This is a genomic window from Williamsia soli (assembly GCF_017377795.1).
Taxonomy (GTDB): domain Bacteria; phylum Actinomycetota; class Actinomycetes; order Mycobacteriales; family Mycobacteriaceae; genus Williamsia; species Williamsia soli.
In genome coordinates this window covers 143,277-157,082 of sequence record NZ_JAFRDR010000011.1, presented here as the reverse complement: position 1 = coordinate 157,082, position 13,806 = coordinate 143,277, and the positions used below count along the sequence as shown (strand labels likewise).

The window sequence follows — 13,806 nt, the reverse complement described above, 5'->3', positions numbered from 1 at the left end:
CGAGTTCTCAGGTGAGCATCGACTCCATGACGGTGGCGACCTGTGCGGCAAGGGATTGTGCCGCCGAGTCGTCACCGTTGTGCAGGCGGAACAGCGCCTGTTGGAACAACCCGTCGAAGAGTGCGTAGGCGACAGGTGGGGTGAGAGCGGGGACCGTTCCGTCGAGTTCGCTGTACCGCGTCACCACGCGCCAGATCATGGCCTCCAGGCCACTTTCGATCTCGCCCACCGCGGGCCGGAATCCGGCGTCGAAGTAGCTCTGTGCGCGCATGTCGTACCAGAGTCGGTGCAGCGACGCATCCTCGACGAGCGTCGTCGCCATCGCCTCCGCGAAACGCGCGGTGAGATCTTCGGTGTTCGACGCACCTTCCGTTGCGGCGTCGTAGCGGGTCACACATTCGGCTTTGTACTCGAGGACACCGAAGATGATCAGTTCGTTCTTGTCCGCGAAGTAGTAGTGCAGCACCCCATGGGTGAAGTCCGAATTGTTCGCGATGTCGCGCAGGCTCGTATTGGCGTAGCCACGTTCGGCCAGGGTGATCAACGCCGATTTTGCAAGTTGACGACGTCGCTCGCCGAACTTGTCGGGGCGACGATCGATCCGCTGCTTTCGTGTAGGCGTGCTCATCACCCAGGAGTGTAAGGCGGTGAGACCGATCCAACAATTGTTTCACCAGGCGTCCAAGAAACGTCTCGCTACCCGTCGGCCGGGCCGAGATCAGGTCGGGGAGGGATTGAGGAACTCGTGTGTCATCAGTCCAGCCAATCCAGAACAGCGGCCGCTGTCCAGGATTGCTGCATACTTCCCAATGGCGCGCCGGTGAACGGCTCGTAATACTCGGCGAAGGACCCGTCCTGCGCCTGCCGCAGCCCTTCCTCCCGCAGGCGTGCGGATCGTTCTGACCAGCCGCGCCGGGCGAACGCCCAGGAGAACAGCCAGGTCATCACCGGCCATACCGGGCCACGCCAGTATTCGCGGGGTTTGAAGTCCGCGGAGATCGGCGACGTCGACGGAGGTACCGCGTACTTCAGATCCGGATGCCCACAGAATCGCGGGCCCTCGAACAGTCTGACCAGGGCCCGCTCCCGCTCGCGCGGCAATCCTCCGCAGAGCAACGGGGCGAACATCGCAATGGTCTCGGCGTTGATCCACCGACCCGCCTTGATGTCGAAGTCCCTTGCGGCGCCGTTTCGCTCGGCTGATGCCGCCGCGACCCCCGACCGGAACCGATCGGACCAGGCCCGCAGGTCACGGATGTCGGCGCGGGGTTTCGAATACTCCTCGCCGATGGTCGCGAGCACGTCGCAGGCCACCGCGAAGATCGCGCTGACGAACACGTCCTCGATGGCGAAACTCATCACCTCCGGTAGCTTCGCGTCGTCGTAGTTCGCGCGTTTCATCTGCTCTACGAGCCAGAGGTAGCGGTCGTATTCGACGTCGCTGGGCCGCATCGAGGCGTCGGCACCGTGGGACAGATCCGCGCGCGTGTACGGCGGCAGGTCAGCGCCCGGAACCACGTTCTCGTAGGCGGCGTCCCAGCGCGGTGAGTTGTCCATCCCCGATTCCCAGCCGTGGTAGAGCGTGATGCGACCGCGTCCCTGCGGGTCCCGGGCATGGGCCAGCCAGCGGTGCCAACGCACCAGGTCGCCCCAGCGCCGGTCCAGGAACTCCTCGGCGACCGACCGCGTCGTGCGGCCCTGCCGCCGCGAGTGGTCGAGGATGCGCTGCACGGCGATCGCGTGCACCGGTGGCTGCGTGATACCCGAGGTCTGCGGAGCGCGGGGTGCGTTGAACGCCCACTCGGAGCACTCCCACCGGGCAGGGCCCGGGAAGTAGCCGTCACGACCGTTCGCGAAGACGATGTGGGGGATCATCCCGTTCCCCCACTGCGCAGAGAGCAGGGTGTCCATCTCGACCACCGCCCGTTCCACGCTCAGCGGGGCGAGTCCGACCGTGACGAAAGCTGCATCCCAGCTCCACATGTGCGGATAGAGGCGCGGTGCTGCGCTGGTCATGGTGCCCAGGTCGTTGCCGCGCAGCAGGTAGGCGGCGCGCGCCGACAGCTGAGTGTTGGTGAAGCCGACGTATCCCACATCGACATTCTGGCCCCGATGACCGGATCGCGCTCGGCCGGTCATGCTGCACCACCCTCGTGATTAGGCTGGCGAGCATGCCAACTGCCTTGATCACCGGCGCGAGCCGCGGACTCGGAGCGGCCATCGCCCGCGGCCTCGCTCCCACCCATGACCTGCTGCTCGGCGGGCGTCCGTCGGCCGAACTCGACGAGATCGCGCTCGAACTCGAGGGCGCAGCCACCTGGGAAGTCGAACTCACCGACCACGACGACCTGTACTCCGCGACCGAGATGATCACCTCGCTCGACGTACTGGTCCACAACGCCGGGATCGGGTCACTCGGCACCATCGAGGAAACCCCTGCTGACGAGTGGAGGCGAGTGCTGGAGGTCAACCTGATCGCGGCCGCCGAGTTGACGCGACTATTGCTTCCCGCACTGCGGCAGGCACAGGGCCACGTCGTCTTCATCAACTCGGGCGCGGGCCGGCGGGTGAACCCGGGCTGGGGCGCCTACGCCGCGAGCAAGTTCGGACTACGTGCCCTCGCCGATGCGGTCCGTGGAGAAGAGCCCGACCTCCGCGTGACCTCGATCTTTCCCGGTCGCATCGACACCGACATGCAGCAGGAGATCGTCGCCATGGAAGGCGGCGACTATGACGGGTCCCGGTTCCTGGTCCCCGAGACCGTGGCGGCCGCCGTCGTCGCCGCCATCCACACCCCCGCCGATGCACATCCCGAAGAGATAGTGCTGCGACCCACGGGACGCCGGTAGGCACGAGCCAACTCTGCCATTCACGTGCTCAAAGGTGTCCGCAGGACAAACGGCGATCACCAATCATCAAGCGCCGACGCTTAACTCGTGGCTCGACGCCGCGACAAGTTGTTGTGCGACACCCGGGACACGTTCTTCACAGATCGCGAAGTATTACACTGTCACAATGATGCGACGCCTGAGCGTTTACATCTGCTGACCAGCAGTCCACGAAAGCCGTTGCCACCGACAGGATTCGGATTCAAGTCCGCAATCGTTCGATTCCGTTCACCCGATGATTGAGCGCACTGCGACTCTTATTGCATTGCCTGGAGGTTCAATTGATTGAGCGTCCACCAATTGTGGTTATCCCGGTCAAACTTTCACCACTATAGAGCCGAAAGCGTTTGAATCAATTGTCTTCCGCTCGAGTTCGCCGACCGAGGGCCGACCTGACGCTCAGTGGGGGTCGATCCCTACCTAGCGTCGTTAGGAATGCAAACTATTGTCCAGCACTGTATTTCAGTTCTAGTCACGGTCCGAGAGCTTGACCGGTCGTTCACGGTCGCTGGACTTCCTCGGAACGGGCAGTCTGGTATATGTTGCTCACACAGCAAATCAGGGTCGGTCGTGACGCTCGATCAGTTCTTAAATGTCATGTCTATGACTCGCACCCCCGTCGTAGCCCTCAAGGGCGAATCGAAGTGAGTTCGGATCGTGGTCGAGAACGGAAGCAAGTCATCGACACGTGCCATGCGCGTGTGGTCGCTCAATGACTGGTCCATCAGGACAAAGGTCGCAGCAATTGTCGCGCTTCCCCTCGTCGTGGCGATATCTCTCGGCGCACTGCGCATCGAGTCCGTGGTGACCGACGCGGCAGATTTGTCGGCCTCCGCAGACCGGTACCCGCGGATATCCGAAACCTTCAACGCTCTCGACAGGGCCGTGGCGGACATGGCGTCTACCGGCGTCCCCGCACCGGACAGCTTCCTCCAAACATCGTCCCAGTTCGATGGCGATCTGGAATCGGTGAACGATTCCGCGCAGTTCCGGAACTCGGTCACCGGCTTCCAAGAAGCATTGTCCGACGCCGAAGGTCTACGGGTACGGTTGCAATCCGGCCCGGTACCGGCTGCCGATCGAGCCGCGATCGCGGACAAGATGCGGGCGTCGATAGCCTCACTCACCAACCTTGGTCTGTCGTCGTTGGTCGATGGACTGTCGGAAGGCAGGTCGATCCCGAGAGCGCTCGGCACCGCCCTCAACGATTCGCTCGAAGGTCGTCGGGCGGCGCAGACGCAGCAGCTGCTCACCTCTGAACCCGACCGGGCAACCTCGGGTCTCGTCAATCGATCCCTGGGGCGCGAACGAGCAAGCCTTGCCGGGCTTTCGATAGAACTCGGCGCCGAGTCACCCGAGATACGTGAGTTGCGTGCGCTTCTCGATTCGCGGCTGAACGAGTTCGCTGAACCGAACGCCAATATGTCGGAAGCAAATGCGTCGGCCCAGAGATCCGCCGAGATCTACGATGCAATCGGCCTGCGGGTCGCCGGTCAGATGGGCGACGCTCTGGCCGAACAAGCTGCTGACCGTAGGCAAGCAGCGTGGATCGAGTCCGCGCTGGTGCTGGCCGCGATCTTGGCTGCGTTGGCGCTCACCCTCCTGGTCGCCCGGTCGCTGACGCGGCCGATCCGGCGACTGCGCGAAGGGGCGCTGAACGTCGCGCATCACGCTCTTCCCGACGAGATCGAGAAGATTCGAATGGGCGGCGACGTTCCTGAGGTCACCCCGGTTCCGGTCCACACCAGCGAAGAGATCGGACAACTGGCCCGCGCCGTAGACGACATCCATGAAGAGGCTCTTTACCTCGCGGGTGAACAAACCAGACTTCGTCTCCAGGTCGGCAACATGTTCGAGACCCTCTCGCGGAGAAGTCGCTCCCTCGTAGACCACCAGCTGGCCCTGATCGAGGAACTGGAACGCGACGAGGAGGACCCGCGCCGACTCGACAGCCTGTTCCGGCTCGATCACCTCGCGACGCGAATGCGACGCAACGGTGCGAACCTGATGGTGCTCGCCGGAACACAACCACGCAGGAACCCGAACGACCAGCCGGTACCGCTCGACACCATCATCAGTGCGGCCATCTCCGAAGTAGAGGACTACCGTCGCGTTTCGGTCGTCGGGGTGCCCGACGCAGCCTTTGCCGCCACAGCTGCGGCCGACATGGTGCACCTCGTCGCCGAGCTCGTGGACAACGCACTCCGGTACTCACCTCCCAGCAGTCCCGTCGTGGTGACGGCCGCACGCGCAGTCGCAGGTGGCATGCTTCTGGAGATCGTGGACCGCGGTCTCGGTATGCCCGCAGCCGACATCGACGATGCCAATGACAGCCTTGACTTCGGCGGCGAGGTGACACCCGAAACCGCCCGGCGAATGGGACTTTTCGTGGTCGGCCGTCTCGCGCAGCGCCACGACGTCACCGTCCGTCTTCGGGCGACATCGGACCGCGGTGGTAAGTCCGGCTTGACCGTCAGCGTGCACGTCCCCGCGAACCTCATTGTCACAACGTTCCCGGCGGACGGGCATGGGCCGCCCTCCGACCACGGCTCGGCCGTGGCGTCGAGTGCCCGGCCCGGTGGCAGTCCTCTCCGTACGGTCGGTACGGGGTACAGCGCGGAAGTCGACACGGATGAAGCGCCGGTCGCGTCCCCCGTCGCATCACGACGACACGATACCGACGGCACTTATCCAGAACTCACCGCGGCAAAGCTTCCCCGTCGCCGGCCCGGCGCCAGCGGAGTCGACGATCTCGCGACATCAGCTCGCGCCCGTCCCAGCAGAGCCCAGCCGCCTCCCGATCGCGAGGTCTTGGATCCACCCTCGAACACATCAGCATTCTTCAAGGCGCGCAACGCAGTTCACGCCGGCAGCCGTTCCAACACCGGATACGAGCGGGGTGGCCCGCCGACCAATGACGTAGACCGTCTGCATCCCGTGCCGTCCCGCGCCGTCCCTCCTGAGCCGAACGACGACGTCGCGCCGGATGCACCCGCGGTACCTGCTCAGGTCATGCCCATTTACGAGCGCATGGTGTCTGAGTGGCTGCTCGATCCCACCGCACCCCGGAGCCAGAAGGGGACCTGGTCGACGGCGGCCGACGCGGGTTGGGCGGCAGCAAGCGCCACGCAGGAGCCCGTCACGAGGCGAACCGGAGCGGGATTACCGGCCCGCGAGCCCGGCGCCCGACTGATACCTGGGGCCGTTGCCAGACCCGATAGCGGAGGCGTCGCGAGGAGGCCCGAAGCAGTGCGAGAAAAGTTCGCAAGTCACTTTGCCGGTGTTCGCGCCGGCCGTTCAGAAGGTCAGACCCGGCGCCACAGAATGGAGGAGGATCGATGACTCAACCCGCCGCTCGACCACCAGACGGGTCACTGGATTGGCTGGTGTCGAACTTCGCGCGAGACATCGTCGGGGTGGCGCACGCCGTATTGGTCTCGGCCGATGGCCTGCTCATGGCAACGAGTAAGGACCTTCCGCGCGAACGAGCCGAGCAACTCGCAGCTGTGACCTCTGGGCTCGCCAGTCTGTCGTCCGGCGCAGCGCGGCTCTTCGACGGCGGCCCGGTCCTGCAGTCGATCGTCGAGATGGAGAACGGCTATCTTCTGTTGATGAGCGTCGGCGACGGATCGCACTTGGCCGCGCTGACCTCATCGTCGTGCGATATCGGCCAAGTGGGATACGAGATGGCTGTTCTTGTCGATCGTGTCGGCAGCATGGTGCAGCCGTCAGCGCGAAAACGCCAATGGTGACCTGGCATGTCGACAGGTACGAATCGCTACGAGGACATACCGGAACGGGACATACCGTCGCCGAATCTGGCGCGGCCGTACACGTTGACAGCGGGACGGACCCGGACGGAAGTCTATTTGCCGCTTGAAGCTCCCGTACATACCAACGTTCCGATTGCCCCCAACATGTGGCCGACGAATGATGCCCGCACAAAGATCATCGGGCTGTGCACCAACGGCCCCTCTGTTGCCGAGATCTCGGCACGCCTGGGTCTGCCGTTGGGTGTGACGCGGGTGCTGGTCGGTGATTTGGTAGAGGCCGGGAACCTGAGACTGTCGGCGACTCTTGACGACGACGCAACCGCGGCCGAACGCCGCGAACTCATTGGAAGGACCCTTCGTGGACTACGAGCGCTCTGACGCCACCGGCCGCACTGCAGCCTCGACGAAGATTGTGGTGGCGGGCGGATTCGGTGTCGGCAAGACCACCCTCGTCGGCGCAATATCGGAAATCGTTCCCCTACGGACCGAGGCCATGATCACCGACGAATCCGACGGTGTCGATGAACTGGACATGTCCGGCTCGAAGTCCACCACAACCGTGGCCATGGACTTCGGACGAATAACGTTGTCCGACGACCTGGTCCTGTATCTTTTCGGCACTCCGGGTCAACGGCGCTTCTGGTTCATGTGGGACGACTTGGTGCGAGGAGCGATTGGATGCATCGTGCTCATCGACACCAGAAAAATCGACGACTCCTTTGCTGCAATCGACTATTTCGAAGCCCGCGGGTTACCTTTTGTCGTCGGGATCAATCAGTTCGATGAAGCGCCTCGTTTCGCGGTCGAAGACGTGAGAGAAGCATTGGCGATCTCGGCGTCAGTCCCGATACTTCACGTCGACGCCCGTCAACCCGCCTCGGTCCGATCAGCTCTGGTCAGCTTGGCTGAGTACGCCCTGACCCGGGTGCCCTCTGCCAGCTAGAAAACCATACGGAAGACGGGCCGCTGTGTGAGACGCCTACACGCATAAGTTTTGTTACAGGGTTCTTTCGGCGCATGCTATCTCTAATTCGGCGGCAAAGAGAGTGTGACATACACAACTCTTAATTGCCTGCGAGGGTGCGCCCTACCCCGTAAACAACGCCTTCATCAACCGACTACGTAAGCGCTAGATTACGAATACCCAATTATGGGCATCGAACGTGATCTTCGCGATCACACCTGACTCAACGTTTGCAACGCATGACTTTTGAGGTCTTTATTCAGCACGACTTCTTACTTGCGTCCCAAAGACTGTCGGAGACAATATCTTCAACATACTCGTATTGTCGGCACGACTCGGGGGGACTCGCTCGACATGACCGCTTTTCGACTGATTCGCAACGATTCGATCTCGACGAACGCATCGCCGGCGTCGAGGATCGATTGTTCTTTGGTGCTCAGCTCACTCCCAGAAGCGGTCCTGGTCGTTTCACCGGCACGCGGCATCGAGATCGCGAATCCGGCCGCGCGCGAGCTGCTCGGTGTAGATGCTCGACACATGTACGCCGGCGGTGGGCTCGCGAATGCTGTCGCGCTGGCCAATGTGGACGGTTCACCGCTCAAACAGGAGCTCTACCCGGATCGGATCGCTGCGCGATCGGCTCATTCTGTGAGAGAAATGCCAGTGTGCTTCACGACGTCCCGCGGCAATGTCTTATATCTCAAGTGCAACGCGGTGCGTGTCGGGACTCGCGCGCACGAATCCCCGCTGATCGCACTGTCGTTCAGGGATGTCACCAGTAAGTTCGCCGACTTCCAGCGCCTGGAATATGCGGCCGAGCACGACCTGATGACGGGTCTGCTGAATCGGAACCAAGTGCACAACAGGCTCGAGCAGGCGCTGCTGGACGGGCGACCACACACGAGGTCACTGGCGGTGATGTTTGTCGACCTCGATCGGATGAAACGGCTCAACGACACCATGGGCCACGCTGATGGAGATCGAGCACTCATCGCAGTCGCCCGGCGCCTCCGCTCGCTGGTTCCGCCCCCCGGGTTCGTCGGTCGGATTGGCGGCGACGAGTTCGTTGCCGTCGTGGATTGCCATGACAGAGCCGACATCCGACGAATTTCGCACAAGCTGCACGACGTCTTGGCCAATCCCGTAGCACTACGCGGCCGCCAATGTCTGATTCGAGCGAGCGTAGGCGTCGCGAATATTTCGCGCGCCGACACGCGGTCTGCAACTGAACTCATCCAGGATGCCGATGCCGCGATGTACGCGGCCAAGGAGCTGGGTGGCGGGTGCACGGTCCACTCCGACTGGCTGGCCCAGAAACCAGGCCAGGAAGCGTCGGAGGGCTTCGCTTGGCTTGCCACCGACGATGATCGACGGATCGGCGCGTAGGCGTTCTCCGTGTGATGCGATGATCACCGCAATACCCTTGCCATGCAACGGCGAGCGCCGAAACCACGCGAATGGTCCCCACTTGCTGAAAAATGCTCAACCATGAGCACACAACTTCGAGGAACCGCACTGGTTCGGCGACCCGCCGAGACCCTCGCCGACGGCATCGTGACGTTCATCGAGCGGCAGTCTCTCGACCTCGGGCTCGCGCATCGCCAATGGCAGGACTATGTGGCCGCACTCGAGGAGTACGGCTGGCCGACGCGCGAGGTCCCTCTCGACGACACTCTCCCCGATTCTGTGTTCGTCGAAGACACCGTCGTGATGTTCGACGGCCTCGCGGTGATCACCAATCCCAAAGCGCCCGCGCGCAACCCGGAGACTGTCGCGACCGAGCAATTCGTGCGGGACCTCGGCCTCGAGGTTGCGAACATCACCGACCCGGCGACCATTGACGGTGGCGACGTCCTCAAGGTCGGCAAGCGTGTGTACGTGGGTTTGACGGGCAGCACCAACCAGGCCGCCGTGGACCAGCTCACGGAACTGCTCGGTCCGCGCGGCTGGGAGGTCGTGGCGGTGCCGGTCACCAAGGCCCTGCATCTCAAGAGCGCGATCACCGCCCTGCCGGACGGCACAGTGATCGGTTACGCGCCCATAGTCGACGATCCGTCGATCTTCCCGAAGTTCCTGGCCGTCCCGGAGGAACCGGGCGCTCACGTCGTCGTGCCGACGAGAACACGGTGTTGATGAGCTCGGCTGCCCCGGACAGCGCGGCGCTGTTCGTCGACCGCGGCTACGAGGTTGTGGCAGTGGACATCTCCGAGTTCGAAAAGCTCGAGGGCTGTGTCACCTGCTTGAGCGTGCGGATCCGTTGAACCCGGGGATTCTAGGATTCGGTCAGGATCGGGCGCACACGCTCCCCGACGACTCTGCACAGTCCGGGCAGATCCAGTTCGTCCTCGGTCGGCTGAACGGCCACAGATGTCACGCCCAGAGCCGCCAACCGTAGGATCGTGGCCGCAATCTCCTCCGCATCACCCGCAACACCGACGTCATCGCGATCCGACTTCTTCCAGCGCGCGACCTCCGCGGCGACCCGATCGGCGGCGCCGGCCCCGGTGGCAGTGATCAGCGGCACGACTACAGGCGGCATCGGCTTGCCCGCACCGGCGGCCTCGGCTCGGACCAGGTCACAAGCGGCACCGATCTCGGCTTCCCCGAGCCCTGCGGTCAGCAGGACACCGTCGCCGCTCCGTGCGGCGAAACCGAGCGAGCGCGGCCCCTCCCCACCGATCAGCAGCGGGACGTTCACGGTGGGCGGCCACTCGAGCTTCACCGCGTCGACGTGCAGGTACGCCCCATCGAACGTCACCTCATCGCCTGCGAGCAGATCTCGTAGGACCAATTCGTAGTCGCTCAGCAGGGTCATCGGCGAATCGACCCTGGCACCGACCTGGCCCATCCAGCTCTGTACCCCGTGACCGATCCCGGCTAGCACCCGATCCGGGAACAGCCGGTGCAGGCTCGCCAATTCCATTGCGGCGACCCCGATGTTGCGTAGTGGAACCGGGAGCAACCCGACTCCGACCGTGATCCGGCTCGTCCAGGCCAGCGCGGCCGACGCCGTGACCAGGCCGCCGTGCCGGAAACAGTCCTCCCACAACCACAACTCGTCCAGACCCGCCGAATCGGCTGCCCTCGCAACCTCGCGAAGTCGCTCCGGCGCGAACGCGGGCAAAAAGGTGATACCGAGGGAAGGGATTCCGGTGGACGGGATTCCGAGGGACTGGGAGACCATACCGGCGAAAGTATCACCGCCGACAGCGAGGTCGCTATGAAAGCTCCTTCGTCCGAACGGAATACCGGGTGCTTTCGCAGGTTACGTGGCGGGGTGCAAGGGAAGGCGGTTCCAGGGGCTGTCGGGGCGGACGTGGAGGGCATTGACTGCGCTGGCGACTTCCTGTGCCCACGGCCCGACGTCTGCGATGTCGGTGAGCGCACGCCAGTAGATACGGCCGACGATGATGCCCTGGCCGAACTGTCGCCAATTGGGGTAGTAGCTGCGGGCTGCGGACAGGTTGGCGTGCAGGATCGCCCAGGATTCGTCGTCATCGAGGTAGCCGAGGTGGCGTGCTACTCGCACGATGTAGGGAAGGCGAGCGAAGTCCCATGCGCGAATATGTTCTGGCCATGCGGGAGAAGTGAAGGCGGGGTGGGGTTTGGCCACCGTCCGCAGCTGGTGGAGTGCGTCATAGGCGGCGAGCCAGGATTCTGCCGACTCTCCGCGGCGGTAGGCACGCAACGCCAGGTAGGCACGGTGGGCGTCGACGGTGTGCCCGTCGGTCTTGTTGACGATCGCCGATGCCAGCGGAAACACTATTTCGTAAGTGCTGCTGTGCATGCCGTCCATGAGCCGGCCGGCCGTGCGGCGGGCGTCGGTGGTGCACGTGATGCCCCATGATTCTGCGAGCCGGGTGCGCATGACCTCCCGGTCCTCGGGAACGTCGAGGGTGTCGCACGCCATGGCGTTGAGCCTGGAGCATTGATGTGCCCCCACGTTCAACGCGCTCTGGTCGGGTTCACGCAGCGCAGTGGGCCAGTGCCAGAGAAACTCGGCCCGTGCCAGCGAGGCTTTCGGCAGGGGAAATAGTCGGGGTTGGTGCAGTTCTTGCGGCATGAGGCCCATTCGTCGATACGGACAGCGGTTCGAAGACTCCTGGCGTCCCTCAGTGATCCGGTGGCGGGGACTGATGTGGGGGAAACATTCGTGACAACGCTTGACTCATCGATTCGTTGTCCAGAGCGCCGGTCTCGTGCGCACGGCGCAGGGTCTCGAACCGTGAGAACTCCTCGAGGACGTTGTCGGTATCGGCCTTGTCGAACCCAGGTTGGTCGTTGGTGTGCACGCGAACCGCCCATCTGATCGCGGTGTTCACGGCTTCCACCGAGGCCACGGACTCGAACCACACGACGATGTTGCGCTCGAGGTCGATGAGGTTGCACTTACGGTCGCCAAGATCATTGGTTACATCTGCGTCGAGAAGCCACAACATCGACGAGATCGGCTGAGCGAACGAATCTTCGGTCGACGAGTTGGGGACATACAGCACGCGGTCGGTGGTTACCGCGCATAGTCCCCACCCCTGCGCAGAAATCCACGCCGCGGTGGTGACGAGTACCAGTTCACTGTCGCCGATCAACGCGATGAGACGATCAGCCGTCAGGGCATACGAGCCCCGCGGTCCCCACATCAACGCTGCTGCGATGTCGAGGCGCAGGCGATGAGCCGGGCCGCAATCGCCAGGTATCTGCGGTCCCTGCAACGGCTCACGCACCGCTTCCGAAGGCTCTACATGTGGTTCTGACCCCGAGATTGACGACGCCGTGGTGCCGGTGTCGCCTGCCCCCGCGACGACAGAAGCCGCGCTGTCCGGTTCTGAGCTGCTCTCCACCGGACCAATATAGAACCTCCGAACGCGGCAGCAGACATGGCAACATGGACGCGGTATGGCGTCTTGCGAGGTGAGGGCGGGGGATGAACAGGACACTGTCGATCTGGCGGCTCGAACCCGACGCCCCGGACGGGGTCACCCCGGACGAAGTACTCCCGCGCCTGTCCGCGGTTGATGCCGAACGGGTCGCAAACTACCTCGACGCTGGGACTTTGGTCGCCCGGATGACCGCGCGGGCTGTCGACCCCTGGTCGATCGACGACACACGCCAGGTCCCACAGAATCAGCGAACCGACGGACTGTGGCGGTGGAGCGACTCCGTGGGATTCTATGCGCGCAACTACGGGGTGAATCCAGGTGCAGAATTCGTGAACTACTTACGCGACCGCGAATTCGTGGTCGAGCCAGCACATCCGCATGCGGTCGCCGCCCATGTCGACGAGTTGCTCAGCGGAACGATCGACGCGACCGAACGTCGGCTGACGTTGGACGGCTCTCAGTTGCTCACGCCGGGTACGTACTGCACCTACCAGGAACGGGTGCTGTCCTTCAAACAATACGGACGAGGAAGCGACCTCATTCGATTGGCAATCCGGCGTGGCGAGACCGTGCCCGAAGATTTTGAACCCGCAAAGCGGCCGGTCGACACCGCCGACGCGTTCGCCCACAAGGTTGTCCCATCGTCAGCTGTCGACTCACCCTTCACCGTCGTGATGGTATGCCGCTACAAACACGTTCTGTGCACCGTCAACAGGATTCGCGGAAATGAACTCGTGGTCAGTGTCACCGGGGATGGTCTACGACGTCCACGGCCGGACCAACAACCTCAGCCTTCCCTCCGCGATTGGATCGACATGCCCAACGCGACTGTGTGGGATCGCGATTGGATTCAGGCCATCGCTGATGTCGGCGAAGTGTCCGAACTGGCGATGGCGATTGTCCCGTGCCGGATGTACGGCAATCGAGCAGTCCCCCTGGACGACCCGACCGGCCTCGGATATCTGCGGCCGCGTGCAGAAGAGATCCACCGCTTCCCTGCGCCGACCTGGAGCCCGTTCCTGTCACGCGACGACGCCCTTCGGACCGTGTCCGCGTTTCTTGCAGCACAGGGCGCTGGGTACCCCCGCACGAATCCGACACTCGAACGCTTCCGCGATGGATGGCGTCTGGCGGTTGATCAGCTCGCCGACACCGTCTACCTGGTGACCGACGATGGGCACATCGTGCCGACACCGTCGTCGACATCGGATACCGACGTCGACCGACTGCTCTCGACCGACCTGCGGCGTCGCCATCCCGCGGCGGATCCACCGCCCGACTTCAACCCCGACATCTTCAACTGA

Annotated in this window: 14 protein-coding genes; 9 read left to right on the top strand and 5 right to left on the bottom strand. The window is 63.5% G+C overall.

All coding sequences use genetic code 11. The annotated features are described in order from the left end of the window. Window positions 1-7 precede the first annotated feature (7 nt). Window positions 8-628: a TetR/AcrR family transcriptional regulator gene (locus J3S28_RS24365; protein ID WP_207843538.1), complete on the bottom strand. Its 621-nt coding sequence runs from the start codon at window positions 626-628 to the stop codon at window positions 8-10. A gap of 125 nt (window positions 629-753) precedes the next feature. Continuing rightward, complete coding sequence (ggh, locus tag J3S28_RS24360; protein WP_207843569.1) at window positions 754-2,094, bottom strand: glucosylglycerate hydrolase; 1,341 nt, start codon at window positions 2,092-2,094, stop codon at window positions 754-756. 77 nt (window positions 2,095-2,171) lie between these two features. Here ggh and J3S28_RS24355 point away from each other — a divergent pair, with 77 nt between their 5' ends. The 8 genes from J3S28_RS24355 to J3S28_RS28645 all read left to right on the top strand — a co-directional run bounded on the left by J3S28_RS24355 (window position 2,172) and on the right by J3S28_RS28645 (window position 9,886). After that, window positions 2,172-2,849, top strand: a complete 678-nt coding sequence (locus J3S28_RS24355; protein ID WP_207843537.1) for an SDR family oxidoreductase — start codon at window positions 2,172-2,174, stop codon at window positions 2,847-2,849. A gap of 696 nt (window positions 2,850-3,545) precedes the next feature. Continuing rightward, window positions 3,546-6,230 (top strand): ATP-binding protein, encoded by a 2,685-nt coding sequence (locus J3S28_RS24350; RefSeq protein WP_207843536.1) that lies wholly within the window; start codon window positions 3,546-3,548, stop codon window positions 6,228-6,230. Beyond that, the gene (locus J3S28_RS24345) at window positions 6,227-6,640 is read left to right on the top strand and encodes a roadblock/LC7 domain-containing protein (RefSeq protein WP_207843535.1); all 414 of its coding nucleotides are present in this window, start codon (window positions 6,227-6,229) and stop codon (window positions 6,638-6,640) included. Before J3S28_RS24350 ends, J3S28_RS24345 begins: the two co-directional genes overlap by 4 nt. A gap of 6 nt (window positions 6,641-6,646) precedes the next feature. Then, window positions 6,647-7,039 (top strand): DUF742 domain-containing protein, encoded by a 393-nt coding sequence (locus tag J3S28_RS24340; RefSeq protein WP_207843534.1) that lies wholly within the window; start codon window positions 6,647-6,649, stop codon window positions 7,037-7,039. Beyond that, entirely contained in the window at window positions 7,020-7,604 is a 585-nt protein-coding gene (locus J3S28_RS24335) for a GTP-binding protein (protein ID WP_207843533.1), read from the top strand. The genes J3S28_RS24340 and J3S28_RS24335 overlap by 20 nt, the downstream gene beginning before the upstream one ends. 375 nt (window positions 7,605-7,979) lie before the next feature. Beyond that, complete coding sequence (locus J3S28_RS24330; protein ID WP_207843532.1) at window positions 7,980-9,011, top strand: diguanylate cyclase domain-containing protein; 1,032 nt, start codon at window positions 7,980-7,982, stop codon at window positions 9,009-9,011. Between the two features lie 102 nt (window positions 9,012-9,113). Continuing rightward, entirely contained in the window at window positions 9,114-9,758 is a 645-nt protein-coding gene (locus J3S28_RS24325; protein WP_272874241.1) for a dimethylarginine dimethylaminohydrolase family protein, read from the top strand. After that, window positions 9,758-9,886: a hypothetical protein gene (locus J3S28_RS28645; RefSeq protein WP_272874240.1), complete on the top strand. Its 129-nt coding sequence runs from the start codon at window positions 9,758-9,760 to the stop codon at window positions 9,884-9,886. The genes J3S28_RS24325 and J3S28_RS28645 overlap by 1 nt, the downstream gene beginning before the upstream one ends. 11 nt (window positions 9,887-9,897) lie before the next feature. On the opposite strand, the gene J3S28_RS24320 is transcribed toward J3S28_RS28645, so the two are convergent. The 3 genes from J3S28_RS24320 to J3S28_RS24310 form a co-directional block, all read right to left on the bottom strand. Continuing rightward, window positions 9,898-10,809, bottom strand: a complete 912-nt coding sequence (locus J3S28_RS24320) for an LLM class flavin-dependent oxidoreductase (protein WP_207843531.1) — start codon at window positions 10,807-10,809, stop codon at window positions 9,898-9,900. An 81-nt stretch (window positions 10,810-10,890) separates the two neighbouring features. Further along, window positions 10,891-11,688 (bottom strand): DUF1266 domain-containing protein, encoded by a 798-nt coding sequence (locus J3S28_RS24315; protein ID WP_207843530.1) that lies wholly within the window; start codon window positions 11,686-11,688, stop codon window positions 10,891-10,893. Between the two features lie 49 nt (window positions 11,689-11,737). Beyond that, the gene (locus J3S28_RS24310; RefSeq protein WP_207843529.1) at window positions 11,738-12,463 is read right to left on the bottom strand and encodes a hypothetical protein; all 726 of its coding nucleotides are present in this window, start codon (window positions 12,461-12,463) and stop codon (window positions 11,738-11,740) included. An 83-nt stretch (window positions 12,464-12,546) separates the two neighbouring features. Between J3S28_RS24310 and J3S28_RS24305 the strand changes: the two genes are divergently transcribed. Then, the gene (locus J3S28_RS24305; protein WP_207843528.1) at window positions 12,547-13,806 is read left to right on the top strand and encodes a hypothetical protein; all 1,260 of its coding nucleotides are present in this window, start codon (window positions 12,547-12,549) and stop codon (window positions 13,804-13,806) included.